Origin of the sequence: Hyphomicrobium sp., from assembly GCF_003987855.1 — a bacterium.
In the GTDB taxonomy this organism is placed as follows: domain Bacteria; phylum Pseudomonadota; class Alphaproteobacteria; order Rhizobiales; family Hyphomicrobiaceae; genus Hyphomicrobium_B.
Window position 1 is genome coordinate 357217 of record NZ_RXIZ01000007.1, and the last position, 25899, is coordinate 383115.

General features: G+C 60.7%; 21 protein-coding genes. 5 read left to right on the forward strand and 16 right to left on the reverse strand.

Going from position 1 to position 25899, the window contains the following annotated elements; genetic code table 11:
• Positions 1-14: 14 nt before the first annotated feature.
• The 4 genes from EKK30_RS07070 to thiS form a co-directional block, all read right to left on the reverse strand.
• Positions 15-1064: a CHAD domain-containing protein gene (locus EKK30_RS07070; RefSeq protein WP_290982354.1), complete on the reverse strand. Its 1050-nt coding sequence runs from the start codon at positions 1062-1064 to the stop codon at positions 15-17.
• 120 nt (positions 1065-1184) lie between these two features.
• On the reverse strand, positions 1185-1787 hold the full coding sequence (locus EKK30_RS07075) for a thiamine phosphate synthase (protein ID WP_290982357.1): 603 nt from the start codon (positions 1785-1787) through the stop codon (positions 1185-1187).
• Positions 1788-1798: 11 nt separating this feature from the next.
• Positions 1799-2614, reverse strand: coding sequence for a thiazole synthase (locus EKK30_RS07080; RefSeq protein ID WP_290982359.1), 816 nt, complete (start codon positions 2612-2614; stop codon positions 1799-1801).
• Positions 2615-2633: 19 nt separating this feature from the next.
• A complete protein-coding gene (thiS, locus tag EKK30_RS07085; RefSeq protein ID WP_290982362.1) occupies positions 2634-2852 on the reverse strand; it encodes a sulfur carrier protein ThiS in 219 nt (72 codons plus the stop codon).
• 169 nt (positions 2853-3021) lie between these two features.
• Between thiS and EKK30_RS07090 the strand changes: the two genes are divergently transcribed.
• Positions 3022-6465, forward strand: coding sequence for an acyl-[ACP]--phospholipid O-acyltransferase (locus EKK30_RS07090; protein ID WP_290982364.1), 3444 nt, complete (start codon positions 3022-3024; stop codon positions 6463-6465).
• Here the strand turns inward: EKK30_RS07090 and EKK30_RS07095 are convergent.
• From EKK30_RS07095 to EKK30_RS07105, 3 genes are read right to left on the reverse strand one after another with little or no spacing between them, the layout of a single operon-like run.
• Positions 6424-7425: an FAD-dependent oxidoreductase gene (locus EKK30_RS07095; RefSeq protein ID WP_290982367.1), complete on the reverse strand. Its 1002-nt coding sequence runs from the start codon at positions 7423-7425 to the stop codon at positions 6424-6426. The genes EKK30_RS07090 and EKK30_RS07095 overlap by 42 nt on opposite strands.
• 37 nt (positions 7426-7462) lie before the next feature.
• Entirely contained in the window at positions 7463-9208 is a 1746-nt protein-coding gene (gene ggt / locus EKK30_RS07100; RefSeq protein WP_290982370.1) for a gamma-glutamyltransferase, read from the reverse strand.
• 40 nt (positions 9209-9248) lie between these two features.
• A complete protein-coding gene (locus tag EKK30_RS07105; RefSeq protein ID WP_290982373.1) occupies positions 9249-9683 on the reverse strand; it encodes a cupin domain-containing protein in 435 nt (144 codons plus the stop codon).
• 151 nt (positions 9684-9834) lie between these two features.
• Between EKK30_RS07105 and EKK30_RS07110 the strand changes: the two genes are divergently transcribed.
• Positions 9835-10092 (forward strand): hypothetical protein, encoded by a 258-nt coding sequence (locus EKK30_RS07110; RefSeq protein ID WP_290982376.1) that lies wholly within the window; start codon positions 9835-9837, stop codon positions 10090-10092.
• Between the two features lie 63 nt (positions 10093-10155).
• On the opposite strand, the gene EKK30_RS07115 is transcribed toward EKK30_RS07110, so the two are convergent.
• From EKK30_RS07115 to EKK30_RS07125, 3 genes are read right to left on the reverse strand one after another with little or no spacing between them, the layout of a single operon-like run.
• Positions 10156-13659: an error-prone DNA polymerase gene (locus EKK30_RS07115; protein ID WP_290982379.1), complete on the reverse strand. Its 3504-nt coding sequence runs from the start codon at positions 13657-13659 to the stop codon at positions 10156-10158.
• Between the two features lie 10 nt (positions 13660-13669).
• Complete coding sequence (locus tag EKK30_RS07120; protein WP_290982382.1) at positions 13670-15268, reverse strand: DNA polymerase Y family protein; 1599 nt, start codon at positions 15266-15268, stop codon at positions 13670-13672.
• Positions 15165-16103 carry a hypothetical protein gene (locus EKK30_RS07125; protein WP_290982384.1) on the reverse strand — a complete coding sequence of 313 codons (939 nt, stop codon included), beginning with the start codon at positions 16101-16103 and terminating at the stop codon, positions 15165-15167. Before EKK30_RS07125 ends, EKK30_RS07120 begins: the two co-directional genes overlap by 104 nt.
• A gap of 339 nt (positions 16104-16442) precedes the next feature.
• Between EKK30_RS07125 and EKK30_RS07130 the strand changes: the two genes are divergently transcribed.
• The 3 genes from EKK30_RS07130 (at position 16443) to otnI (ending at position 19617) form a co-directional block, all read left to right on the forward strand.
• Positions 16443-17690 (forward strand): L,D-transpeptidase family protein, encoded by a 1248-nt coding sequence (locus EKK30_RS07130; RefSeq protein ID WP_290982386.1) that lies wholly within the window; start codon positions 16443-16445, stop codon positions 17688-17690.
• A gap of 161 nt (positions 17691-17851) precedes the next feature.
• Entirely contained in the window at positions 17852-18808 is a 957-nt protein-coding gene (gene lipA / locus EKK30_RS07135; RefSeq protein ID WP_290982388.1) for a lipoyl synthase, read from the forward strand.
• Positions 18809-18828: 20 nt separating this feature from the next.
• On the forward strand, positions 18829-19617 hold the full coding sequence (gene otnI / locus EKK30_RS07140; RefSeq protein ID WP_290982391.1) for a 2-oxo-tetronate isomerase: 789 nt from the start codon (positions 18829-18831) through the stop codon (positions 19615-19617).
• A gap of 13 nt (positions 19618-19630) precedes the next feature.
• On the opposite strand, the gene EKK30_RS07145 is transcribed toward otnI, so the two are convergent.
• From EKK30_RS07145 to EKK30_RS07170, 6 genes are all read right to left on the reverse strand, one after another.
• Positions 19631-20569: a CysB family HTH-type transcriptional regulator gene (locus EKK30_RS07145; protein ID WP_290982394.1), complete on the reverse strand. Its 939-nt coding sequence runs from the start codon at positions 20567-20569 to the stop codon at positions 19631-19633.
• A complete protein-coding gene (locus EKK30_RS07150) occupies positions 20566-21660 on the reverse strand; it encodes a sulfate ABC transporter ATP-binding protein (RefSeq protein ID WP_290982397.1) in 1095 nt (364 codons plus the stop codon). Before EKK30_RS07150 ends, EKK30_RS07145 begins: the two co-directional genes overlap by 4 nt.
• Positions 21660-22553: a sulfate ABC transporter permease subunit CysW gene (cysW, locus tag EKK30_RS07155; protein WP_290982399.1), complete on the reverse strand. Its 894-nt coding sequence runs from the start codon at positions 22551-22553 to the stop codon at positions 21660-21662. Before cysW ends, EKK30_RS07150 begins: the two co-directional genes overlap by 1 nt.
• Entirely contained in the window at positions 22553-23389 is an 837-nt protein-coding gene (cysT, locus tag EKK30_RS07160) for a sulfate ABC transporter permease subunit CysT (RefSeq protein WP_290982402.1), read from the reverse strand. Before cysT ends, cysW begins: the two co-directional genes overlap by 1 nt.
• A 233-nt stretch (positions 23390-23622) precedes the next feature.
• Positions 23623-24258 carry an XRE family transcriptional regulator gene (locus EKK30_RS07165; RefSeq protein WP_290982405.1) on the reverse strand — a complete coding sequence of 212 codons (636 nt, stop codon included), beginning with the start codon at positions 24256-24258 and terminating at the stop codon, positions 23623-23625.
• Positions 24259-24502: 244 nt separating this feature from the next.
• Positions 24503-25852: a porin gene (locus tag EKK30_RS07170; protein WP_290982408.1), complete on the reverse strand. Its 1350-nt coding sequence runs from the start codon at positions 25850-25852 to the stop codon at positions 24503-24505.
• Between the last annotated feature and the right edge of the window lie 47 nt (positions 25853-25899).

The window sequence follows — 25899 nt, forward strand, 5'->3', positions numbered from 1 at the left end:
ATTAAACCGAGCGATCACGCCCGGCGTTGCGACGGGACCGGAGTCTCGGATTGTGCGGCCAGCCTGGGCTTCGCCTTAGCGGGACGCCTCTCCTTAGGTGGGGCGTCGGCGCTTTCCGCTGCGGCCTTGACCTGACCCGCAGTCCCTAATTGGCCCGGCTCCGCCGGAACTTCAAGCTGCGATTCCAATTGGTGGCCGTAGCGCCAGTAGGCGGCGATCCGGCCGACGAACGCCCCCGGCTTTTCGGTAAAGAGACGCCTTGCACCGAATTCGGCAGCCGCCCTGAGCACCTGCTGGTGACGTCTGCAGACCTCGATCGCGGCCGCCTTTTGCTCCTCGGACATTGACGCGGACTGGGATGCAGAATGCGCCAGAATCGCCAGATCGTGATCGTCGCCGAAATGCTGAGATAGCTCTCGCGCCGCGTTCGCCCGGGCGTCGAATTCGTCCGGCCAAGCCTTGGAAAGGAGTGCCATTTGCCGCCAATGCCATTGCACGGCTTTACGGAGTTCATGGAAGTTTTCGTCTGACGGCTCGCCATAAGCGCGCTTCAGGGCTTTCCGGCCGTGCCGATAGCTGGCCTCAAGTCCACCGGCTAGCGCGGCAAAACCTCGTTTCCCAAGCTTAATGCGCGCCAACTTGCGCGCCTCGCCCGCGAGAAGCCCCCGCGCCTGTTCGGCGACATCCGGCCCCAGCCGTTCTCCTTGCGCGCCATCCTGGGCCGCAAGGCTGTCCTTGAGCGGAGACAGCGCAGCAGCATCATCGGCGCTTTGATGTGAAAGCTTCGCTATGGTGTCCAGCATCACCGTCTGGTCGCGACGCTCGGAAAGAAGCTTCGCAATTCCGGCGAGAGCCTTGTTATGCCGCTGTGCCTTGCTGCCGATTGCGCCCGCGGACAGGCGGAGGAGCGCGCGTAGTCGCTTCAGAGATTTTCGGCACTCGTGCACATTCGCGGCGACGACTTCGGGACCCGCGAGTTCCGTCAGAGCCGACTCCAGCTGCTCCCCCGCGATGCGGCGAAAGCCCTTGTGAACGGACTCGTCGAGTTTGAATTTATACGACATACGCGAAAACGTTCTTTTGAACAGAGCAAGGCGGTAAGATCGATACCGCACATCCGAACCACACAAAAGTGTCATAAACGATCGGCGCAGGTCCGACTGGTTAACATACTTTGCGACATTTTATGGCGATTGCAATTGTCGCAACCAGTCTCGCACGCGCGCTTCAGGATCGGCAGCGGTGATGAAGTCGGTAATCACCGCCAAGCTGTCTGCGCCGGCATCGAGCACGCCCTTCGCACGTTCCGGCGTGATCCCACCGATGGCAACGAGCGGCAGTCGCCCGATCCTCTTGCGCCACTGTGCGATTTTTTCGAGTCCTTGTGGCGCCCACGGCATGGCCTTGAGCTTCGTCTCGTAGATGGGCCCAAGCGCGACATAATCTGGCTCGACCGCCAAAGCTCGCTCCAGTTCGGTATCGTCATGCGTCGATATCCCGAGCTTTACGCCTGCAAGTTTGATGGCCTCTAGGTCCGCAGCACGCAAATCATCCTGACCCAGGTGAATGAAACGGATACCGGTATCGAGGGCGACCTCCCAGAAGTCGTTGAGAACAAGTGTGCAGTTCTGTTCCTGGCAAACCGCCGCCGCGCGTTTGGCTTGCGCAGTGACCTCTCCCGCCGAGGCATCCTTGATGCGCAGCTGCACGAACTTGACCCCGAGCGGCACGAGACGCTCGAGCCAGCCGCTGTCTGGCACGATCGGGTAAAAGCGATGAGGAAGCATGCTGACGCTGTCTATTCGAGATCAAAGAAGGGCGTACCGGCTACGGGCGTCGAGGGCACCGCCATGTCGCGCGACGGGATAAGGCCCGCCTCGAAACCGATGCTGCCAGCACGGACCGCCGCCGCGAAGGCTTCCGCCATTCGTACAGGATCTGCGGCTTTCGCAACGGCGGTATTGAGCAGCACCGCGTCGTAGCCAAGTTCCATCGCCAGGGCCGCGTGCGAAGGCGCGCCAATTCCAGCATCGATGATCAGCGTTGCATCGGGGAAATAAGCGCGCAGGCTTTTCAGGGCGGTCGCATTCGCGAGGCCCCGGCCGCTCCCGATTGGTGCGCCCCACGGCATGATGACGTCGCAGCCCGCCCGCTGCAGGCGCTCAGCCACCGAAAGATCTTCCGTCGTATACGGCAGCACCTTGAACCCGTCGCGCACGAGAGCCCCGGCTGCTTCTACGAGGCCGAAGACATCCGGCTGCAAAGTGTCGTCATTGGCGATAACTTCGAGCTTGATCCAGTCGGTCCCGAACAGTTCGCGCGCCATCTGCGCCGTGGTAATCGCATCGCGCGCCGTGCGGCACCCGGCCGTGTTCGGCAGAACGCGCACACCCAGGTCGCGGATGATCTCCAGAAACCGGTCGCCCAGCCTGCCCCCGGCCGCTTCGCGCCGCAAGGATACCGTTACGATGTTTGCAGCCGAGGCCGTAACGGCTTCCTTCAAGATCGCCGGCGATGGATACCCCGCAGTCCCGAGCAGAAGCCGCGACGCGACCGCTTCGCCGTAGATGCAAAGATCCTTCGCTCCGTGCAGTTTTTTGTCGCGGATATTCATAGTTGGCGAAAACGTCCTTCTATCCGCCCTGTCGGGCAGTCACGATCTCGATCCGGTCGCCCCCGTTCAGCGGTGTCGTAGCACGACGTCCCTCGGACACGAACTCTCCGTTGAGCGCGGTGGCGACCTTTGCGTCCGCAAAGCCTTGTTCGGCGACGAGGGCCTGCAAGGTGGTGGCGCGAGACCGCGCCTTACGGCCATTGACGGTCACTTCGATATCCGCCTCGTGTTGTACCATCGCCCGTACTTTCGGCCCTTCCGCCCGACATGGGTAGCTCAACATCGTTTACTAGAGCGCTCAGAGAATTTTTAGCGGATATAGTCATGTTGGGACAAATTCGCCCCGCCAATCCGCCGCATTGCTCGCTACCAATCCCGTAATCTGCAGTTTCGAGGACCGTTTATCCATGTTCGCCCGCCTCTTGTCGTCGCGTCGCTTCGCGCCGCTGTTCTGGAGCCAGCTGCTGGCGGCCCTCAACGACAACCTGCTCAAGAACGCCTTGGCGATGCTCGTCGTCTACAAACTCGCCATGGAGAACGGTCCGGCGTTAGGGACGCTCGCGGGAGCGGCGCTTGTCCTTCCCTTCTTCCTTTTCTCCGCGCTAGCAGGTCAGTTGGCCGACAAGTTCGATAAAGCGAAGGTCGCGGCGCGGGTCCGGCTGATGGAAATTCCGGTGGCCGTTGCTGCGGCGGCCGGATTTCTTCTGCCGTCCGTCCCGCTGCTGTTCGTGGCGCTTATCTTGTTCGGCACTCTCAGCGCATTTTTCGGTCCGGTGAAATACGGGCTCCTGCCGTCGCACCTCGAAGTGAAGGAGCTGCCGTCGGGCAACGCCTTGATCGAAGGCGCGACGTTCATTGCAATTCTGATCGGCACGATCGGCGGCAATTTCGCCTCGGGCAGCCACGGGGAACTTTTTGCGGTAGCAGTCGCCATAATCGCGATTTCCACGCTCGGATGGTTTTCCGCAAGCCTCATCCCGCCAGCCCCGTCCTCCGTTCCCGACCTCAAGATCGACACCAACATCGTCACCTCGACCGCCACATTGCTGCGGGATCTGCGGGGCGACAAGCGGATCTGGCAAGGCGCGCTCATCACATCCTGGTTCTGGCTCGTCGGCGCAGCTGTTCTCGCGCTTCTGCAAAACCTCATCCCGCAGGTTTTGAACGGCGCACCATCTGTCTACACGCTCGCACTGTTCGTATTCGCCGTGTCCGTCGCGGTGGGTTCGGTTGCCGCAGCCAGAGCGAGCGCAAGCAGGCCCAACCTAGCGCTCGTTCCAATCGGTGCCCTGCTGATGGGGCTGTTTCTTCTCGATCTCGCCTGGCTGACCTCGACCATCCAGCCCGCTGCAGCGCCGTTGACCGCCGCGGATGTGTTCACGTCCGTCAACGGATTGCGCATGCTGATCGACCTCGCCGGCGTAGCCGTCGCCGGTGGCCTTTACATCGTTCCGTCGTTCGCCGCCGTGCAGGCGTGGTCACCAGTCGATCATCGCTCCCGGGTGATCGCAGGCTGCAACGTGCTTTCAGCGGCGTTCATGACGGTAGCAGGCCTCGGGATCGCGCTTCTCCAATACGAGAAGATTCCGGTTGCCACCCTTTATGCCGTCCTCGGCCTGGCCAACATCGTTGTCGTCGGGCTCGTCCTCCGTGCATGGGGAGCAGAAGGCGTCAAAGACGTCGCCCTCTTCCTCTTCAGAACGTTCTTTGGCCTCGAAGTCCACGGCCGCGAGAATCTTCCGAAGGCCGGCCAACGCGCGATCATCGCCCCCAACCACGTCAGCTTGCTCGACGCACCCTTGATGCACGCTCTGCTGCCCTCGCATGCCGCCTACGCGGTCGACACGTCAATCTCTAAGGCCTGGTGGGTGAAGCCGTTCCTCAAGCTTGCGCAGTTCTACACCGTCGATCCGACGCGTCCTCTCGGGATGCGCAGCCTCATCCAGGCTGTCAAAGAGGGGACTTCCATCGTCATCTTTCCCGAAGGCCGTCTGACCGTCACCGGCGGCCTGATGAAAGTCTACGACGGCACAGCGATGATCGCCGACAAGGCCAACGCACCGGTCATTCCGGTACGCATCGATGGCTTGGAACGCTCACACTTCGGCTACCTCAGCAGGGCGCAAACCAAGAAAGCCTGGTTCCCGAAAATCACCGTAACCATCCTCCCACCCGTATGGCTGAAGATCGATCCCGAACTGCGCGGCAAGGCCCGCCGCCAGGCTGCCGGTGCCGCCCTGCAAGACATCATGACCGATACCGCCGTCCTGACCACGCCGATCGACCAGACTCTGTTCGAAGCCCTCGCACTCGCGCACCAAACGCGGGATACCGGCAAGCCTGCCATTGAAGATCCGCTTGGCAGCAAACTCAGCTACAAGAAGCTGATCGTCGGCGCTCAGGTTCTGGGTGCAAAACTCGCGCCGACGCTTCCTCCTGTCGGATCCTCCATAGGCATTCTGCTGCCAAATTCCGCCGGCGTCGTCGTCACCTTCTTCGCCCTGCAGACCATCGGCCGCGTTCCGGCGATGCTGAACTTCTCCGCCGGCAGCGCCAATGTTCTCTCAGCATGCAAGGCTGCAAAAGTCGACGTTGTCCTGACGTCACGCGCGTTCGTCGAAAAAGGCCATTTCGAATCTCTCGTTCAAGCCCTCGAGAGCGTGGCGCGCGTCGTATATCTTGAGGATGTCCGCGCGACCGTTACGTTCGCGGACAAGATGAAGGGTCTCTTGCAGGGCGGTCGTCCGCAGGTCCACGTTGATTTCAACGCGCCGGCCGCAATCCTCTTCACATCAGGCTCCGAAGGAACGCCGAAGGGCGTCGTGCTTTCACACCGGAACCTGCTGGCCAACTGCGCGCAGACACTCACGCGCGTGGCTTGCAACGGCACGGACAAGGTATTCAACGCTCTGCCCGTATTTCACTCGTTCGGACTGACGGCAGGTGTCTTGATGCCGCTCGTCGCGGGCGTGCCGATCTATCTCTATCCGACGCCGTTGCATTACCGGATCATCCCGGAACTCGTCTATCAATCGAACGCGACCATCATGTTCGGGACAGACACCTTCCTGACCGGGTACGCCCGCGCGGCCCATCCATACGATTTTGCCCGCGTCCGCCTCGTCGTAGCAGGTGCCGAAGCCATCAAAGACCGCACGCGCGAACTCTACATGGATCGCTTTGGAGTTCGCATTCTCGAAGGCTACGGCGTAACCGAAACGGCGCCGGTGCTGTCTCTCAACACCCCGCTTGCGAATAAAGCGCATAGCGTTGGCCGCATGTCGCCTCTGATGGATTATAAGCTTGAGCACGTGCCAGGCATCGAGAACGGGGGCCGCCTCTACGTGCGGGGACCTAACGTAATGCTCGGTTACTATCGCGCCGAACATCCCGGCGTGCTCGAACCTCCCGCGGATGGCTGGCACGATACGGGGGACATCGTCGAGATCGATCCGCAGGGCTTCATCTTCATCAAAGGACGGGCGAAGCGCTTCGCCAAGGTTGGCGGCGAGATGATTTCGCTGTCAGCCGTCGAGGCGATGGCTGCCGAACTGTGGCCGCAACAGTTGTCAGTCGTCGTCGCGCTTCCCGATCTACGCAAGGGCGAACGTCTCGTCCTGCTGACGACGGACGCGAAATGCAAGCGGGAAGACTTTCAGAAATTCGCGCGTCAAAAAGGTGCGACGGAACTGACGGTCCCTGCCGAGATCCTGGTGGTTACCAAGATCCCGCTTCTCGGCTCCGGCAAGCCCGACTACGTCGCAAGCCTGCAACTGGCCAAAGACGCAATCCAGGCCAAGGCGGCGGCGTCAGGGGGAGCTGAACAGAGCACCCTCACGCCTGCCGTCTGAAAGGTACTGCTCAACAATTCGTGCCAGCACCGGTGCTAGCAAGAAGCCGTGCCGGTAAGCGCCGTTGACCCGCAAAACGGTGCCGCCTGCCTGCTCCACGAGAATGCGAGGGACGTTGTCTGGAAATGACGGCCGGACACCGGCACTCGTCTCGAGCACAGAAGCTTCGCCAAAGGCCGGATGCAGCGCATAGGCCGAGCCCAGAAGATCGAGCGCCGACTTGAGCGTCATAGGACCATCGTCCTCTCGCTCGATGACACTCGCACCGATGACGAACCTTCCATCGCCCTGCGGCACGACATAGATCGGCTGCCGTGGATGCAGCAGCCGTACTGGCCGTGCCAGGCTGATGTCGCCCGTCTGAATGAGAACGCGTTCTCCTCGCACGCCCCTCAGGCTTTTGAGATCGCTTTGTGCCCCCATGCCGCGACAGTCGATAGCGATGTCGTGCGAACCGCCTCGCCACTTGGTCCCGAGATGAATCTCGGCTCCCGATTCACGGACTTGTTCAAGCAGCCAGCCGAGTGCTTTGCGTGCATCGACATGAGATTCGGATTCGAAATAAAGTCCGCGTTCGAAACGACCCGCCAGCGCCGGTTCTAACTCTTCGATGTGCGCGGCACCGACCGCCAAGTGCCGCTCGGTCATATTGGCGAAGCGCGTCAGGTCTCCAGCATCGCGGCCATGCGCGACAACCAGCGTGCCGTTGTTGATGGCATGCGGATATTGCTCTCGCCAAATGCGCAGTCCCTCTCGCCCGAGATCGCGAACGATCGCGGGCGCGCCTTCCGCCTCGCACTCCGGCGCGATCATCGCGCCTGCCCATTGGCTCGACGCGCGCGCAAAGGGCTCACGGCTTTCTTCGAGAAGACGAACCGCATACCCGGCACGTGCCAGCGTATAGGCTTGCCACAGGCCGAAAATGCCGGCGCCGACGATGGTGACTTCGCGTTTGGTCAAGATTTCAACTCGTCATAGGATTCGCGTCTTCCTAGCATCAATCACCGAGCGCGACACCTTGGCGACGCGGGTCGGCGCCCCCTTCAAGTATGCCACCGCGCCGCGCGATGGTGTTAATGCCGGACGTCATTGTCGCCGCACTGACGGCTTGACCATAGCTCGTTAGTTCATAGGAGGACCAAAGGATCGGCAATGATGACTCGATCAAAAACGGGCCACCCTGACTGCCGAAGTTCGTAAGCGCCGCCGCCTGCTGCGCATTCAGACGCCAGTCGATCATTCCGACGAGCGTCTTGACCACGTAGAGAATGATCTGCGATCCGCCGGGAGAGCCGGTCACGATTTCCGGCGCGCCATCGGGACCCAAAACGATCGTCGGGGCCATCGAACTCCGTGGGCGCTTACCACCGGCGACCGCGTTGGCGACCGCAGTCCCATTCGCGTCAACTGGTACGAACGAGAAATCCGTGAGTTCGTTGTTGAGCAGAAATCCCTTGGCCCAAAGATGCGAGCCGAAGGCACTCTCGATCGTCGCCGTCATCGCAAACGCATTCCCTTCATCATCGATGATCGAGATTTGGGTAGTGCCCGGCACCTCGTAGGTGGCATCGACGCCGTAGGCCTTCTTCGCAAGGCCCGGCGGCAACCCCGGCTCCGCTTTTTGCATCGCCTTTTCCGGAATGATAAGTTTGCGGCGTTCGTCGAGATAAGCATCGTCGAGCAACCCCGACGGCACCGGGACGAATGCCGGATCGGCGATATATCGGTTGCGATCTGCATACGAAAGCTTCTCGGCCTCGGCGATGATGTTGAGGGCGGGCGCCGTCATCGATGCCGAGGAACCCTGCACCTGCGAAAACGGCTCGATCAGCTTCAACACAGCGCTCACAGTCAGCGCTCCCGACGACGGTGGCCCGACGCCACAAATCTGCCGCCCGCGATAGCGCGCGCAAACCGGGTCTCGCTCGATCGCCTTATAGTTGGCGAGGTCGCCGGTGGTCATGTCACCTGGAATGCTTTTAGCATCCATCACGGCTTTGACGATCGCAGCCGCGATATCTCCCGAGTAGAATACGTCGGGGCCTTGATCCGCGATGGCCCTAAGCGTCGCCGCATACTCCGGGTTCTTCAACAGAGAGCCCGCTGTCCGCAATCGCGAGCCATCCACATAGAAGTATGCCCTTGCTTCTGGCGCGAAGTCCTCTGGATTTTCCTTCTCCAGCAGTGTCGCCAGCCGCGGCGAAATCGGAAAACCCTTCTCGGCAAGTTCGATTGCTGGCTCAAATAGCGTCCTCCACGGCAACTTCCCGTGTTTTTCATGAGCCATGTAGAGCGCGCGAAGAAGACCCGGCACTCCGGCGCTCAAACCGGAAAGCACCGCATCTTCGAAAGCCATTGGCTTGCCGTCCGTCGTCAGAAAGCGATCCGGCTTCGCTGCGGCAGGTGCCGTCTCGCGGCCATCGATGGTCTTGATCGCACGGGATTTCGCATCCCACAGAGTGATGAAGGCACCTCCACCGAGACCGGATGATTGCGGCTCGACGAGACCAAGCACCAACTCCGTCGCAATGCCGGCATCGGTCGCCGAGCCGCCCCGGCGCAAGATCTCGCGACCCGCTTCCGCCGCTAGCGGCTCGGCCGCGACGACCATGTGCCGCTTCGCAGTAACGAGTGATTTTTCGAGCGTGCCTGAGGCAGCCTCCGGCGCGGGCCGGAACTCTTGCGCGAACACGGACGTCGCGAGAAATACGCATGCCAAAGCGAGGGGAATTCGAATTGTCATTCTGTCTCCGGACTTGGGGTGCGGCGTCACCTTAGCGCGATCAATAGCTCTGCTGGACAAAGCTTTCAGGCGTACCATCTTCGGGATTGACGAAGATGATGTCTTTCGGATCTCGCCGCGGGGTGTCGACGGAGAGAAACACGACGGGGTCCTCGAAAATGTCCGGAAGCGCGTGCACCGTGCCTTTCTCGAAGAACAACAGCTGACCCGGCCCGAACTCGGCGATCGTCGCCGGGTCCTTCATCCAAAACGTGCCGCGTCCGGAAAACACGTACAGGTATTCATCGCACGTCGCGTGATAGTGTGGCGGCGTCGGCTTATAGACGCGAAACACGCGCGCGCTCGCGGCCTCGCGATTCGTCAGATAACGATCCACCAGAAGCGTCGTCGCCGAAGAAGGAAATGACGATGCGACTTCCGCGATGTCGAACCGGGCGGCGGTAAATGTCGCCGCAGCATCTGCCTTCTCAGTCATCTGACAACTCCCTGAATCTGCGCCAACGGCTACGCAGTGACAATTCCGGCACGCGTCTTAATTCCTTTGTTCATAGGCACGCCGACCGGCTGTCTTTCCTAGCTCCGCCCGCTAATTTCCGGGCCAGGAGACCCATGAATTGGAGGGGCAAATGCGCTCAATGAAACTAGGATTTATGGCCGCTGCTGTCATATGTGCGCTTTCGGCGACAGCTCAAGCCGGAGATTGCGTCAGAGTTGCAGCTGTTGGAGACGGCATGACGCACGATCTCGCGGTGATCATGTCGACCCACGGTCTGGCAAACATCATCGAAGGTAAGGGGCGCTCCGGCAAGGGGCCGGTGCATACGAAGTGCGAACCCGGCACGTTCGGCACTCAATGCACATCCTGGCAGAACGCCTGCAAGTAACGTCGGCATTTATCCTGATCCTCGTCGCCTACTCTTGCGCGATGAGGATCAGCAATCCCACCGCTAATGAAAGTCGCGCGACTTGGGAATGATGCGCACATTCCTTGGGTGCCGGGCCTTCGGCGCTCCTGAAAATCGCGGATGAATCCGTTGCCCGTCTTTGCGGTTTGGATGCGCAGAACCGGGCTCTGGATTTAAAACCTCATCGGCATTCGCGAGCGGAACACTCATATCAGCGGCCCATTCGGAGAGACGAAGCAGCCAGTCGCTTCGGTCTAGCAGCCTTGCCGCCACGACATGGATGATATCCGCGTGCTCTTCCTTTTGCTTTTGCACGCGTCCCTCGATCAGGATCAGCCGCGCTGTCATCACGACCTTGCGGAACTTCTCGAGCAGCTTCGGCCAGATCACGACATTCGCAATGCCCGTCTCGTCCTCGACGGTCATGAATATCACGTTTCCTGAGCCGGGCCGCTGCCGTACGAGCACCACCCCAGCTACGCGCACCCAGGCCCCGTCCCTGGCTTGGCCCAGCTGTTCGCACGAGAGCACCCCTTCGCGCGAAAAATCATCGCGCAGGAAAGACATCGGATGGGCTTTGAGCGAAAGCCTCAGCGTTTGATAGTCGTTGACGACGTGTTCCGACAAAGCCATCTGAGGCAAACGCACATCGGCTTCTTCCCCCATGTCGCGTGCCTCCCCCCAGATGAAGAGAGGCAGAGGCGGCGCCTGCGCCAGCGCTTTTACCTCCCACAAAGCCTGGCGCCGATCGAGCCCGAGCGAACGAAACGCATCGCCGGCAGCGAGTTTTTCCAGCATCGGAACACGCAGCCGTCCGCGCGTTGCCAAGTCGGAGAGAGTGCCGAACCCTCCCTCTGAAGATCCACCTCGCAGACACGACCAGCCTGTGAGATCACCATCAGAAAGGCCATCGACCAGCCGCAAGCCGAGACGCAAAGCCGGCGCCCCGTCTGCTTTGTCTTCCAGCGTGGAATCCCAGGCCGAGAACGTCACGTCGGCATCGCGAACTTCGACATCGTGCTCTCGCGCATCCCTGACGATTTGCGCCGGCGCATAAAACCCCATCGGTTGCGAGTTCAAAAGCGCGCACGCAAATACTGCCGGGAAATGGCACTTGATCCACGCCGACACGTAGACCAGCAGGGCAAAGCTCGCAGCGTGGCTCTCTGGAAAGCCATATTCGCCGAAACCCTTGATCTGCGAGAAGCATCGGGTCGCGAACTCTTTTTCGTAGCCGCGCGCCACCATGCGTGAGATCATCTTCTCTTCGAGAAGACCGATGGTGCCGACCCGGCGGAATGTGGCCATTGCTCGCCGAAGAGCGTTGACCTCCTTATCGTCGAACTTGGCCGCCACCATCGCGATCCGCATCGCCTGCTCCTGAAAGAGCGGCACGCCTTTGGTCTTCCCCAGGATCACCCGCAGTTCATCGGCAGGACCATGCTCAGGTGCAGGGGATGGATAGACTTCCTTCTCCAGACCGGAGCGGCGTCGGAGATAGGGATGCACCATGTCGCCTTGGATCGGCCCAGGGCGCACGATCGCAACCTCGATGACGAGGTCATAGAATTCTTTCGGCTTTAGCCGGGGCAACATGTTCATCTGCGCCCGGCTCTCGACCTGGAACACCCCGATAGAATCCGCACAGCAAAGCATTTCGTAAGTCGGCCCATCCTGTCGCGGCACGCTTGCCAGCGTGTACTTCCGGCCGTGATGCTTTTCGATCAGATCGAATGCCTTGCGCACGCACGTCAGCATGCCAAGCGCGAGCACGTCGACCTTCATCAGCTTCAGCGCTGCGATATCGTCCTTGTCCCACTCTATGAAGGTGCGATCTGCCATTGCCGCATTGCCGACCGGCACGACCTCGACCAGCGGCCCGCGCGTCAAGATGAAACCACCGACATGCTGGGAGAGATGCCGCGGAAAATCCATCAGCTGTTGGGCGAGATGCATAGCTTTAGCGAGAGTTTTATCTGTTGGATCGAGCCCGGCTCCACGCACGTGCTGCGTTGGCGGCACACCTCCCCCATGCGTACCCCACACCATGCCGGCCAATGCCGAGATCGTGTCTTCCGAAAGGCCGAAAACTTTGCCGACATCTCTCACTGCGGAGCGCGAACGATAGGAAATGACGGTTGCGGCAAGCCCGGCGCGGTCCCGTCCATAGCGCTCGTAAATCCATTGGATCACTTCTTCCCGCCGCTCGTGCTCGAAATCGACGTCGATATCCGGCGGCTCAAGGCGTGCCGACGAGACGAAGCGCTCGAATAGAAGATCAACCTCGATCGGATTGACCGCCGTGATGCCCAGACAATAGCAGACGACCGAGTTGGCCGCCGAACCCCGCCCCTGGCAGAGAATGTCCTTTGATCGGGCAAAGGCGACGATGTCGTAAACGGTCAGGAAATACGGTGCGAATTTCAACTCGCCGATAAGGGCAAGCTCCTTCTCGATGCTCTCATGGACCTTTTGCGGAATGCCATCCGGGAAATAGGTCTCAGCCCCTTTCCATGCGAGATCCGTGAGATGCTCTTGCGGCGTCTTGCCGGGCGGCACCGGTTCGTCCGGATATTCATATTGAAGATCGTCGAGTGAAAATTTGCAGGCCCCCGCAATATCGAGCGTGCGTTCGAGCGCGTCTTCATGCCCCCGAAAAAGATCGGCCATCTCGTCAGGGCTTTTGATGTGCCGTTCAGCGTTGGCTTCAAGTCGAAGACCCGCTTCGCGCAACGTCGTCTTCTCGCGAATGCAGGTGACGACATCCTGGAGCGGACGGCACTGCGGATGATGATAGAGGACATCGTTCGTCGCCACGATCGGGGTGGCGCAGCGATCTCCCAGCGCCGCGAGCGCCGAAATCCGCGCCCGGTCGTCGCCTCGATAGGCATGCGATGCGGCCAGATAAAGCGGCGCGTCTCCAACTGCCGCTTTGATCCGCTGGAGCGCAACTTCCAGCGGCTCCCTTGCTCCGTTTTCTTCTTCTCGCGGCAGGCGGGCGGAAGTAGAAGAATTTTCCTCTCCCTCCAAAGCAGGATCAGGGCCCTGCAGGATGCGATGGCGCGCACCATCAAACGGGAGGATCTTCGCGCTTTCCCTGGCGGTCACTGGAGCGCGCTCTTCTTGGACTTCGCGCCATTCCCAATCCTCCGGCGGCACCGCGATAAAAATCTGTCCCTCCGCGTGCTCGGCGACATCTTCGAGATAGAGCGTGCACTTTCCCTTTTCGGCGCGAAGCTGGCCTGCCGATAGCAGCCTGCACAATCGGCCATAGGCGGCGCGATCAGTGGGATAGACGAGCAGGCTTGGCGCATCTTCGAGATCGAGACGAGCGCCGATGATCAGATGTATTTTGGGCTTCTCACCCTCTGGAGGTCTCGCCGCCACATGAGCGCGAACGACGCCAGCGAGCGAATTGCGATCTGTCACCGCGATCGCCGTCAGACCGAACTCGATGGCCTGCTCGACAAGATCCTCGGCGTGTGAGGCCCCGCGCAAAAACGAAAAGTTCGTTGTTACCTGCAGCTCGGCATAGCGCCGCTTCATGCCACGCGCCTCATGCAAAAAGCCCGTGCAGGAACCAAGACGGCGGGTCGCTCGCCCCCTCGCCATCGAACAGTCCGTGGCGAAAAACCCAATAGAATGCGCCCTTCTGATCCTCGATTTTGTAATAGTCGCGCGTGCGTGGGGCTTTCTGTCCTTCACCGAGATAGAGGGAGAGCCACCATTCGTCGGCGATCCTTTCCGGCCCCTCAGCTCGCACCACGCGCCGCTCGACGCGCCGCCATATGAAGTTCTTGGGCGGATCGGCGGGAACGCCTGCTGTCACCTTGATGAGTTCAGGCCTCGCCAACAAAAACGCGGGACGATCTAACCGCTTTGGGTATGGCCAGGGCGGAGCATAGGAGGATACGCGCGACGAACTTTCGGCAGCCAGCACCTCGATCGCAGGCAGACGAACCTGGGCTCTCTCCGGGATATGGCTGCTGTTGGGTCGCAGTACGGTAACGGCGTTCTCTCCGAAGCGGCTGACGAGCCGGTCGACGAGTTCGGAAGGATTGAGAAAAGGTGAGCTTTGCCCCGCCACAAAACGCTTCTGTATGGCTTCGCGTTTTCCCGCCTTTACCGCATCAAGCCTTAGAAGATCGACGCCGAACCCTGCGTCCATCGTCGGAAACTTCTCCTTGAGAAGCGCGATCATGTGCTGGGCATCATGAGACGGCGTGCTCATTGCCGCTGCGATTGAACCGGATGTGCCGTCGGCGCGATAAAACGTCAGGCGCAAGACACGTGCGCCAAGGTCCTTCGCCGCCAGCGCAGCGGCCAATTCAGCAGCGAGTTCGCTCGCAAAAGACTCCAAAGCTTCCGATGAGATCAGCGGCTCCACGAACGCACGCGCCACAGATAGAACCGGCGGCGGCTGCATCGGCTTTCGTGGCTCTTCCGTTTGCCCCAAAGCCTGATCGAGCCGCACGAGCACGGCAGATGCGAGATCGGACGAGCGAAAACGTCTCGCCAGGCTATCGCGCGGAATAGCGTAGAGCTGGCCGATATGCCGGAGCCCCAGGCGTTTCAGCAGCAAAACGCAGGAGGCTTCCAGCCGCAGCGCCTCCACGGGAAGAGACGCAATCGCGTCTCGTGTCTCCAAGGCTGGCGCCATCACCCATGCCGCATCGGGCGGGCACCCGAACCGGGCGAGCGCATGTGCGGCGCCTAAGGTATCAGCAAGGCCGACTTGCACTGCAATTCCGAACGACTGGAGACGCAGCGCGATGTCATCAAGCAGGGCCTCCTCACCCCCGAAGAGATGAGCAACCCCGGTGATGTCGATCCAAAGGCCTTCTTTACCGTCGATATGCCGGTTCGGGCCATAGCGGCCGACCCAGCGCGCCAGCCTCAATAGAGCTATGCGGTCCTGCTCCGGTTCCGCCGGCCGCGAGACGAGGTCCGGATGTGCCGCCCGCGCATCGGTCAGCGACTGCCCGGGCTCGATCCCCAGACGAGCCGCTTCCCCATTGACGGCAGTGATCGCGAGACCATGCGCGCCACTTTCAACGAGAGCGAATGGCTGGAGAGAAGGCACTGCCGCCGGCTCTGCGCGTCTCAGCCGGAAGATCGGCCATGACGGAAGCCAGATTGAAACGACGCGTTTCATCACTCCACTCCACGAGAACGGCAGGTTGAGCAGCGCTTTCCGGACGCGCCTTGCAGCGTTCGAGAGAAATCGAGAACCGGGTGGCTCCCGGCGCCCGAGGATCGAAGCTGTGGGGTGCACTCGGCTGCCGTTGGACGCGCCAGCGCGTGGCGGTCGCCGCTGCGGGCTCCGAAGCCGGGTGCGTGACGAGGAGGCAGGGCGTTGCCGTCTCCCCTGCCGCGATGCTGAGACGGCGTGCCGGCGTCAGATCCGCTTCATCGAGAGCCCCGATGACCACCGCCAGGCTTTGCGCCTTGAGTCCTTCCTCGATCGCATTCAGCGCTTCGCTCGCGCGCGCCGTCTCGACGACGATGAGGCGCGAGGCATCAAGCCCCAGTCGTAGAAACCCGCCCATCATCGGCGAACCGAACTCGAGGGAAAGAGACCGCGGCCAGCACCACAGGAGCCAAGGACGTGACGCAGCGCCCCCTTCCGCAGCCAGCCCATCGATACGGCGGATGGCTAAGCGGACGGCAAAGCCGAAACCCGCCATCCAATCGGCCGCCGAAGCTCCCTCTGCAGCCGAAGGATCTCCCTTCACCTCATGCAAGGCTCCCGCCTCGAAGCCCGTGGGCAGCAGTGCGTCGACGGCGGAACAGCCGAGCCTCCAGCCCTGCTCCGGCCGGGGTAACGCCGTTGAGTGGCCCCTGCTGGGATCGGCTTCCGCAGCCCACAGACCCCGTCTAGGAGCATGCCGCTCGAGGCTCAGAATGTGGGAGCGAAGTCCTGCAATGAGGGCCGCCTTCCCGGGCAATGCGGGAGTGGGCGGCAGCGAAGATGTAATTTTTTCACCCAAAATGACCTCATGGTTAATAGAGGCCGCAGCTCACCTTCTGCTCGGAGCGGGCCTAGAATGTTCCTTATTTGTTCTAAATGGCGGGGGCTTCCGCGTCAAGCTGGTTCAGACAAAGAACGAACATCCTGAAGGCCGTCATCGAACCGCAACACAAACGTCCAAAATTTCTAAAACCTCTGGAAAGTCAGGGCCCCGAGCACAATCCTTAACGTAGTGTGACTTCCCTGCTCTGCCGGGGGGGATGGAGCTGCACTATACCGGCTCTTCATTGTTCGCAGCGCAGGATGCGCCCCATTCTGCGCTTGGTTGATTGTTGTTCACGAACTGGAGCATCCCCAGATGAGCCTGTCACGTCGCATTAGTGGATTAGCCCTCGCCGCCACCATCATGGCCGGTGGGCTGATATCCGCATCTTCGGCCAAAGCCGAAGATCTCGTCGACTTCCTCTGGGGTGGCAGCCCGGAATACGGTGGCGGCCGCAGCATCGTATCGTTCGACCCTCAATATAAGCCTGGCCAGATCATCGTGTCGTTCTCCGACCGTCGTCTGTACTGGATCATGAAGCCCGGCGTTGCGCTGACCTACCCGGTCGCCATTCCTACCGGTGAAGCGCGCTGGCAGGGCGTGACCAGCGTCACCTCCAAGCGCGTCAATCCCTCTTGGACACCGACGCCTGAAATGGTTCGCGCAAACCCGCGCCTGCCCCGCTGGGTGCCCGGTGGCCATCCGATGAACCCGCTTGGCATCCGCGCCATGTATTTGGGATCGAGCGCCTACCGTATTCACGGCACCGACGCGCCTTGGACCATCGGGCAGGCCGTTTCGCACGGCTGCATCCGCATGACCAACGAGGACGTGCTCGACCTTTATCCGCGTATCCCGGTTGGGACGCGGGTGACCGTCACGTGGCAGCAGTTCAAGACCCAGACGATCTCTGACGGCGGCAATCTCGAACGCTACACCGACAAGGATTCCAACCCCAAGGCTGCGGCTTCCGCACCGGCAAGCCCGCCGCAGCAGACGGCCTCGTCCGAAGCCTCGTCTTCGAGCTATTCCTACAGCGCTTACGGCTCCGGCAAGTCGCAATCGCGCAGAGTCGCGAGCTCGTCAGACGCCGGCGGCATCGGAAGCCTGTTCTTCTGGGATGAGCCGAAGAAGCAGTCGGTAGCGGCTGACGCGGCCCCCGAGCAGAGCCAGGCTTCGCAGGACGCCACCAAGGACGACAGCGATCTTGAGGCGAAGCCCGTCGACAAGAAAGTCGCCGAGGAGCCCGCGAAGAAGACGGCGAAGAAGGTTCGCGAAGCCAGCAGCAATTCTGAAGAGTCGAGCGAGGCGATTGCGCCTAAGAAGAAGTCAAGCAGCCCAGCTCCCGCCAAGGCGAAGACCGCAGAACCTTCACGCACCGCCGCTTCCCATATGCCGGCTGATCCAGAAGTCAGCCCTGCGATGATGGCAGTGCCGGACCCGGTGAAGCCTTCGCACGCGTCATCCGAGACGAAATCGTCCGATGCGACGCCTGCCACGAAAGCCTCGGCCTCGGGTGACGACATCGCTCATGTGCAAAAGGCTTCCGTGCAGGTCCAATAACGGACCGGACGCGCAAACTCCGAAATCAAGGGCGGCACCTCCGGGCGCCGCCCTTTTTTATATTGGCTCGAGGCGCTCGAATGCCGGACAGGCCCCTTGAGTTGCAATCCTCTCTCCAAGCCGGGTATGCTGACCTAAGCTCACGCTGCTGACGGCACCCTTTGGCAACTTTACTCGACACCCTCGGCCCTTCGCGCCCGCGTCACCCGGAAAAGGCGGCGCGCGCCGATACGCCTGCGCTCGCCAAGCCCGCTTGGCTGCGCGTGCGTGCACCCGGCTCTGCGGGATACGAGGAGACGCGAGAGACCGTCCGCGCCCATCGGCTCCACACCGTCTGCGAAGAGGCGGCATGCCCCAACATCGGCGACTGCTGGCAGAAGCGGCACGCGACGATGATGATCATGGGCGGCGTCTGCACGCGTGCCTGCGCCTTCTGCAATGTCGCAACCGGCTTGCCGTCCCCACTGGACCTCGACGAGCCGAGACGCGTCGCAGACGCGGTGGCGAAGCTCGCGCTTGAACATATCGTCGTAACTTCGGTGGATCGCGATGACCTCGACGACGGCGGCGCCAGGCACTTTGCCGAGACGATCCGCGCGATCAGGAGCACCTCACCTGGTACCACGATCGAGGTTCTGACACCGGACTTCCTTCGCAAGGATGGTGCCCTCGAAATCGTGCTGGAAGCCCGGCCCGACGTCTTCAATCACAACCTCGAAACCGTTCCCGGGTTGTATCTCAAGATCCGTCCTGGCGCGCGCTACTTCCATTCGCTTCGCCTGCTTCAGAGAGCGAAGGAACTCGATGGCAGCATCTTCACGAAGTCCGGCATCATGGTGGGGCTCGGCGAAGAACGCGACGAAGTCCTGCAGGTGATGGACGATCTCCGCTCCGCAGGCGTCGACTTCTTGACCATCGGCCAATATCTGCAACCGACGCGAAAGCACGCAGAGATAAAACGCTACCTCACGCCAGAGGAATTCGATGGGCTTGAGAAGGCGGGACGCGCGAAGGGCTTCTTGCTCATCGCCGCCTCTCCGCTGACGCGATCATCCTTTCACGCCGGCGACGACTTCCGCCGCCTCAAAGCGGCGCATCGTGACCGGAATTCCCCTTAGCGGCGCCAGTAGAGACAACGATGCCCAGATTCGCGGCCAATCTCTCGCTGCTCTTCACCGAGCTGCCGTTTCTCGATCGCTTCGAAGCTGCAGCGGCGGCAGGGTTCGATGCGGTGGAATTCATGTTTCCCTACGACTTCCCGGCTGATGAAATCGCCGCCCGCTTGAAGGCGACGGGACTTCGGCTGGCGCTCTTCAATTTGCCGGCCGGCAATTGGGCCGCGGGCGAGCGCGGTCTTGCGATCTACTCAAATCTGACCAGCGAATTCCGCGCGAGCGTCGATCGCGCGATCAAATATGCAAGCGTGCTCGGCTGCAGGCAGCTCCACTGTCTTGCCGGCATCGTCCCTAACGGCGGCGATATCAGAACGATGCGCAAAACGTACGTTGAAAATTTGCGGTTCGCCGCGAAGGCCGCTGCAGACGAAGGCATCACGCTCCTCATCGAAGCCATCAACACGCGTGATGTTCCGGGCTACTTTCTCGACTCGACGGCGAAAGCAGCAGACATCCTGGAAAGCGTGGAAGCCGACAACCTGCGGCTCCAATATGATGTCTACCACATGCAGATCATGGAAGGTGATCTCGCACCCACGATCGATAAATACCTGAAGCTGATCGCGCACATTCAGATCGCAGACACGCCCGGTCGCCACGAGCCAGGAACGGGTGAAATCAACTACCCCTTTATTTTCGACCACCTCGATCGCATCGGCTACAAAGGGTATGTCGGCTGCGAGTATCGCCCGCGCACGTCCACAGTCGAAAGCCTCGCCTGGTTTCGCGATTTAAAGCGCCCACCGGCTTGAAGATGCCGCCCGGCTAAGCGTTCGCTTCCGCCGGCGCAGCTGTACCCGCCTTGACGACCTTCTCGGTCAAGCTCGATGAGCACAATTCGATGAAGCGATAAGCGAACCCACGAAGAAAGCGGCCGCGCCGAAGTGCAATGCGCGACGTTGATTTCGGAAAAAGACGCGTCGTATCGAGCAGCGTCAAGCCGGTATCCCGATTGGGGTCGTAGGCCATCGATGCGACGATGCCGATTCCCAATCCAATCTCGACGTAGGTCTTTATGACGTCCGCATCCAGCGCCACCATCACGATATCGGGCGTGAGGTTTGCCGCAGCGAACGCCTCATCAATGTGCGGTCGCCCTGTGAAGCCTTCGTGATAGGTGATGATCGGCCATTCCGCGACGCGCTCCAGAGTCAACGGACTGCCGTCATCGAGCGGGTGCCCCTTCGGCACGATGACACCGTGATGCCAGGAATAGAACGGAAACGACACGTGCTCCGGCGTATCTTCCAGCGCTTCCGTCGCGATGCCGATATCCGCCGTCCCGTCGTTCAGCATGGCCGCAATTTCCTTCGGCGTACCCTGCTGCAGAACGAGATGCACGTTCGGAAATTCCTTTCGGAACGTCGAGATCGGACCAGGCAGAGCGTAGCGAGCTTGCGTATGCGTCGTCGCGATCGTGATCTCGCCGCGATCCGACTTCGCGAACTGATCCGCAAGTCGCTTGATGTTCGCAGTATCAAGTAGGATACGATCGACGATGAGCGCCAATTCTTTGCCGGGTTCGGTCAGCCCTAACAGACGTTTGCCGCGCCGCACGAAAAGTTCGACACCAAGCTCGTCCTCGAGATCCTTGATGTGCTTCGAAACACCCGATTGGGATGTGTAGAGCGCATTCGCAACTTCGGTCAGGTTGAAATTGCGGCGCAGAGTTTCTCGAATAATGCGTAATTGCTGGAAGTTCACGACGTCTGATTACCATTCTGATTGGAGAAAACGCTCAACTTTCGTCCCCGCAGTTTAACACGTTGTCCGGCGGATAGACCGAGCGATTGCACCTCCGCACCTGGGATTTCGACTTCGAAGAAGTCTTTTCGGCCTTCGCGCGCCTCGCCGTTGGCGACAAGTTCGACGCGGGCGACCGACCCATTGCCCAGAATGCGGTTAACGCGCGCCGACACCCCATCAGCGGTCTGCCCATCCGGAACGATTTCCGTGTCATGGGGTCGGCTGAAGGCGATGACCTCCTGACCATCGGTGAAGCTTTGACCATCATAGTGCAGCTTCTCGTCCCCGACACGAACATATCCGCCTTCCACCTTTCCGCGGAACTCGTTGACCGCGCCGATGAATCCGTAGGCAAAGGCGGTCGCCGGCGTCTCATAGATGTCCCTGGGCGAGCCGATCTGTTCGATGCGCCCCTTGTTGACCAGCACAATCCTGTCGGAGACTTCGAGAGCTTCTTCCTGATCGTGCGTCACGAAGATCGAGGAAATGTGCAGCTCATCGTGCAGCGTGCGCAGCCACCGCCTGAGCTCCTTGCGGACCTTGGCATCAAGAGCGCCGAACGGCTCGTCCAGCAGCAGCACGCGCGGCTCGACTGCAAGCGCGCGAGCGAGCGCAATTCGCTGGCGTTGACCGCCCGACAGCTGCGAGGGAAAGCGGTTCGCCACCCAGCCTAGCTGCACGAGATCCAGAAGCCGCGTCACCTTGGCTCGGATTTCCTTCTCGCTCGGCCGTTCGCGGCGCGGCCTCACGCGCAGACCGAAAGCAATGTTCTCGAACACGGTCATATGGCGGAAGAGCGCATAGTGCTGGAAGACGAACCCGACCCGCCGCTGACGCACATCTTTTTCCGTCGCATCGACGCCGTCGAGCAGGATACGACCGCTGTCGGCATATTCGAGCCCCGCGATGACCCGCAGGAGCGTCGTCTTTCCGCACCCCGAAGGCCCGAGCAAAGCCACGAGTTCCCCATCCGGGAAATTCAGGGAGACGTCGTCCAGCGCCTTGAATGTCCCGAAGGTCTTGTTGACGTGTTGGACCTCGATGCTCATCAGGCGATCTCCTCGGATACGGTATGTCGTGCGCGCCATTCGACGTAGTTTTTCAGCAGCAACGTCACGAGCGCGAGAAGCGCAAGCAGCGATGCGACGGCGAAGGCGGCCGAGAATTGATATTCGTTGTAAAGAATTTCGACGTGCAGCGGCATCGTGTTCGTTTCTCCGCGGATGTGCCCGGAGACCACTGACACGGCGCCGAATTCGCCCATCGCACGTGCGTTGCAGAGTATGACGCCATAGAGCAGCGCCCATTTGACGTTCGGGATCGTCACGCGCCAGAACGTCTGCAGGCCGGAAGCTCCGAGGGAAATTGCCGCTTCTTCTTCGTCTTTTCCCTGCGACTGCATCAAGGGAATGAGCTCGCGCGCGATGAATGGAAACGTCACGAAGATTGTCGCCAGCACGATGCCCGGCACGGCGAAGATGATCTTGATGTCATGATCCCTGAGCCACGGGCCGAACCATCCCTGCAGCCCGAACACAAGCATGTAGATGAGGCCCGCGACGACCGGCGATACCGAGAAGGGCAAGTCGATCAGCGTGATGAGCAGGTTCTTGCCAGGGAACTGGAACTTCGCGATTGCCCAGGCCGCCGCGACGCCAAAAACCAGATTGAGCGGCACCGACAATGCCGCTGCCAGAAGCGTAAGCCTGATCGCGGACAGCGCATCAGGTTCAATGAGGGCCTCGAAGTAGGTCTGGATACCTTTGCGGAACGCCTCTGCAAAAACCGCCACGAGCGGCAGCAGAAGGAAAATCACGAAATACGTGACGCCCAAGCCGATCACCACGAACTTCACCCAGGGTGAGTCGCGGGTTGCCGGATTGGCTTCGAACTTGCTCGCGGTGTCGGCGCGAGCATCAAGCGTCGCAACGGCGCCAGCCATCAGACGGTCCTCCCCGTGCGCCGCGCGGTCCATGCCTGCAAGCCGTTGACGATGAGAAGTAGGAAGAACGAGATCACCAACATCACGGATGCTACGGCAGTTGCGCCCTTGTAGTCGAACTGCTCGAGTTTAGTGATGATGATGAGCGGCGTGATCTCCGACACCATCGGGATATTGCCAGCAATGAAGATCACCGACCCGTATTCGCCAACTGCACGCGCGAAGGCGAGGGCGAAGCCGGTCAACAGAGCGGGAAACAGCGCGGGAAACACGACGCGCTGAAACGCCTGCCAGCGGTTCGCCCCCAGGCTTGCCGCGGCTTCCTCGTATTCAGTTTCGAGGTCTTCCAGGATCGGCTGAACCGTGCGCACCACGAACGGCAACCCGATAAAAGTCAGCGCAACGAGAACGCCGGGTGGTCCGAAGGCGATCTGGATCCCGAACGGTTCCAAGAGACTTCCGATCCAGCCATTTTTTGCATAGATGGCGGTAAGCGCGATGCCCGCAACGGCCGTTGGAAGAGCGAAGGGAAGGTCGATCAACGCATCAACGATCTTGCGCCCCGGAAACGTATAGCGTGTAAGCCCCCAGGCGAGCAGCAAACCGAAGACAGCATTGATCGCGGCCGCCAGCAGCGACGCGCCGAACGTAAGTTTATAGGACGCAACGACGCGGGGAGATGCCACCGCCTGCCAGAATTGTTCCGGCGTCATTGAAGCGGTCTTGAAGAACACTGCCGATAACGGAATGAGGACGATCAGCGACAGGTACACCAGCGTGAACCCGAGCGACAGGCCGAAGCCTGGAAGAACCCTCTTGTTGATGGTGCGCGCCATGTTCCATTCGCGCCCTAAACAAGAACGGTCAAAGCGACGATGAAACCGGCGACGGCGAAAACGCTGCCCCAGGCGAGCGCGACGCCAAAATTCTGTATATGTGGGATCATCGTCCCAAGCCTCCGCTGAAGCGAACGAGCTGCACATTATGTGAGAGGCCGGCCCCCTCTAACGAAGAAGAGTTGCTAAGCATTTTCGATTTTGGAGGACGGGCGGGAGGGAGACCGGGGAAGTTAGGCCGGTCGACTGCGCGAATTGGCGCCATCGAACGCGGTGACAACGAGGAATGCCTTTGCGTCATCGCCGCCAGGATTGTTGAGGTGATGCGGCGCATCGGCGTTGAAGAGAATGGTATCGCCGTTGGCTAGGCGAACCGGAGCATCTTCGCCCACCGTCACGATAATTTCCCCCGACAGCAAGACTAGGCTCTTCTTGGTGCCCGCCGCCGAGGCTGCAAAGGCTTCCTCGTGGGCCGGACCAATAGTTACCTCGTAGATCTCGACGCTCTGAGGATCGCCCCATGGGAAAAGCGCGCGGCTCACGAAGCCGCCCTCGCCCGAGGTGACCGTGGTCGCCCGATCGCGCGGGACGATCACGGTTCCGCCTGTGCCAGGGTTGGAAATGAGGCTCGCGACCGAAACTCTCAGAGCCTCTGCAATGCGCCCGAGCAGATTGATCGTTGGCGCACTTTTGCCGGTCTCGATCTGCCCCAGCATGGCACGGCTGACGCCCGACAGGTGCGAAAGCTGTTCCAGCGACAGGCTGTGCTTTCTCCGCAGGTGCCGCAGATTCTCTCCGACGACGAGCGAAAGCTTCGTCGGAATACCATCCGCATGTTGGAAATTGGTGGTTTCTTCTTTCCTTGCCATTGCGATCGCCATTGCACCGCTCACAGTTGTTTAAACCTCTGTGAATACGGATAGCCGAGCAACGATATCGGCGGAACAAAGAAGAAATGCTGAGCTTATGAGCGAACTACGATGACCGCGAGCTTTGCTCAAGCGGCATACGCTTTTGGTGAAATGGCGAGAAGGAGGACTTAAAGTCCCTCTTCTCGCAGGAGTCTGACGGGAGCGTCAGAGTTCGTGGCTGCGGTCAGCAGCAATCTTCAGATCAGAAGTTGATCTTCGCGCCGCCAACGACTTGCGAGAACGAAGACAGGTCCGGTGTCGCCCCGCTTCCAAGAACAACATCGCCATCGGCGTGCTGGTAGAGGAGATAAAGGGTCGTTTCCGCAGCCTCGATATTCTGCGCAGCGCCTACAGCCCAGAATTTGACGTTCGCGCCCTGCGTTACAGTCGTTGCCGCGCCCGTGCTGCTGTTGATGCTCACGAACGAACCGGCGTCATCGCGACGATACTCACCGAAGAAGTTCGTCTTGCCGAGCGGCAGCCACTTCTTCTCGATACCGCCCTGGATGAACCAGGTCTCGGAGTCTTTATCGAGGATTTTCGCAGCGACGGCAGCATTGTTCGATCCGTCGTGCTGATTGCCGTAGCCGCCGTAAGCGTAAAGCCCCGTCGGAACGTGCTGGATCTGAGCCGAAACGCCCCACCACTCGCAGTTCAAGGCATTGTCAGGCGACGAACCAGAACCGTGGCACGGCGTTGACGCGCCGTCGGTGCTCTGACCGTAACCGGCCCGACCATTGAAGGAGAAATCGCCGAACGTGTTCTTGTAGATGAGTGCGATATCCCAGATGTCGTCTTCGCCCCACGCCGTCGCGACGTTGAAGCCCGCGAACGTCGGCGAGTCGTAGCGCACGACGTTGCGGCGGCCATCGTCGCCCGGCGTCGAGTTATTGAAGCCGCGGAGGATGTTGCCCCACGTCAGATTGTTGCCGACAGCCGCACCGCTCGTCGTCCTGAGGAAGAAGTTCTGAATGTAGTCGGGCGCACCCTCGGCGTCGTAGAAGTTACGCGTGAGGGTCGTGTCCGCATCGTCGAGCAAGTGGTAGGTCGCGGTGGCATCCTGGCCAACCGAGACTTTGCCGTAGGTGTTGCTCTTCACGAACCAGCTGCTTTTGCGGACTACGAGGGTGTTGGCCGTCGTATTGCCGTTGTTCAGCGAACCGTCAGGACTGTCCTGATTCCATCGCGCGGCGTTCGCGCCCCAAACGCCGATTTCGAGCGTGTAGCCAGCCGACCAGTCTTTGTCGATCTTCGCCTCGCCGACGAAGCGGAAGCGCGATTGCTCAACCGGGTTGGTGCCGACGTAGGTGTTGCTCTCGTGGCCGTCGTCCCACCACATGACGCTTTCGTTGACCCAACCAGAAACGGTCAGGCTGACCTTGCGATTGCCCTTGCGCGCCGTGGTTGCCTCGAGTTCTGCAACGCGCTCTTCCAAATCCGCGCAGCAGTCCCCGCCGAGGTCCGCAGCGGCTGCGGGCATCGCCCAGCCCCCAATCAAAAGCGCGGCCGCACCGTACCGCCACGCGTTCTTACTTCCCCACACCGGCTTCATTTGACTTCAGACCCCCGTCTGTTTGGACAGATTTCGCTTCTGCCTAG

Bases quoted from the DNA above. Each gene is read 5' to 3' on its own strand.
- EKK30_RS07070 (WP_290982354.1), bottom strand. From the start codon at position 1,064: ATGTCGTATAAATTCAAACTCGACGAGTCCGTTCACAAGGGCTTTCGC.
- EKK30_RS07075 (WP_290982357.1), bottom strand. From the start codon at position 1,787: ATGCTTCCTCATCGCTTTTACCCGATCGTGCCAGACAGCGGCTGGCTC.
- EKK30_RS07080 (WP_290982359.1), bottom strand. From the start codon at position 2,614: ATGAATATCCGCGACAAAAAACTGCACGGAGCGAAGGATCTTTGCATC.
- thiS (WP_290982362.1), bottom strand. From the start codon at position 2,852: ATGGTACAACACGAGGCGGATATCGAAGTGACCGTCAATGGCCGTAAG.
- EKK30_RS07090 (WP_290982364.1), top strand. From the start codon at position 3,022: ATGTTCGCCCGCCTCTTGTCGTCGCGTCGCTTCGCGCCGCTGTTCTGG.
- ggt (WP_290982370.1), bottom strand. From the start codon at position 9,208: ATGACAATTCGAATTCCCCTCGCTTTGGCATGCGTATTTCTCGCGACG.
- EKK30_RS07105 (WP_290982373.1), bottom strand. From the start codon at position 9,683: ATGACTGAGAAGGCAGATGCTGCGGCGACATTTACCGCCGCCCGGTTC.
- EKK30_RS07110 (WP_290982376.1), top strand. From the start codon at position 9,835: ATGCGCTCAATGAAACTAGGATTTATGGCCGCTGCTGTCATATGTGCG.
- EKK30_RS07115 (WP_290982379.1), bottom strand. From the start codon at position 13,659: ATGAAGCGGCGCTATGCCGAGCTGCAGGTAACAACGAACTTTTCGTTT.
- EKK30_RS07120 (WP_290982382.1), bottom strand. From the start codon at position 15,268: ATGAAACGCGTCGTTTCAATCTGGCTTCCGTCATGGCCGATCTTCCGG.
- EKK30_RS07130 (WP_290982386.1), top strand. From the start codon at position 16,443: ATGAGCCTGTCACGTCGCATTAGTGGATTAGCCCTCGCCGCCACCATC.
- otnI (WP_290982391.1), top strand. From the start codon at position 18,829: ATGCCCAGATTCGCGGCCAATCTCTCGCTGCTCTTCACCGAGCTGCCG.
- EKK30_RS07150 (WP_290982397.1), bottom strand. From the start codon at position 21,660: ATGAGCATCGAGGTCCAACACGTCAACAAGACCTTCGGGACATTCAAG.
- cysW (WP_290982399.1), bottom strand. From the start codon at position 22,553: ATGGCTGGCGCCGTTGCGACGCTTGATGCTCGCGCCGACACCGCGAGC.
- cysT (WP_290982402.1), bottom strand. From the start codon at position 23,389: ATGGCGCGCACCATCAACAAGAGGGTTCTTCCAGGCTTCGGCCTGTCG.
- EKK30_RS07165 (WP_290982405.1), bottom strand. From the start codon at position 24,258: ATGGCAAGGAAAGAAGAAACCACCAATTTCCAACATGCGGATGGTATT.
- EKK30_RS07170 (WP_290982408.1), bottom strand. From the start codon at position 25,852: ATGAAGCCGGTGTGGGGAAGTAAGAACGCGTGGCGGTACGGTGCGGCC.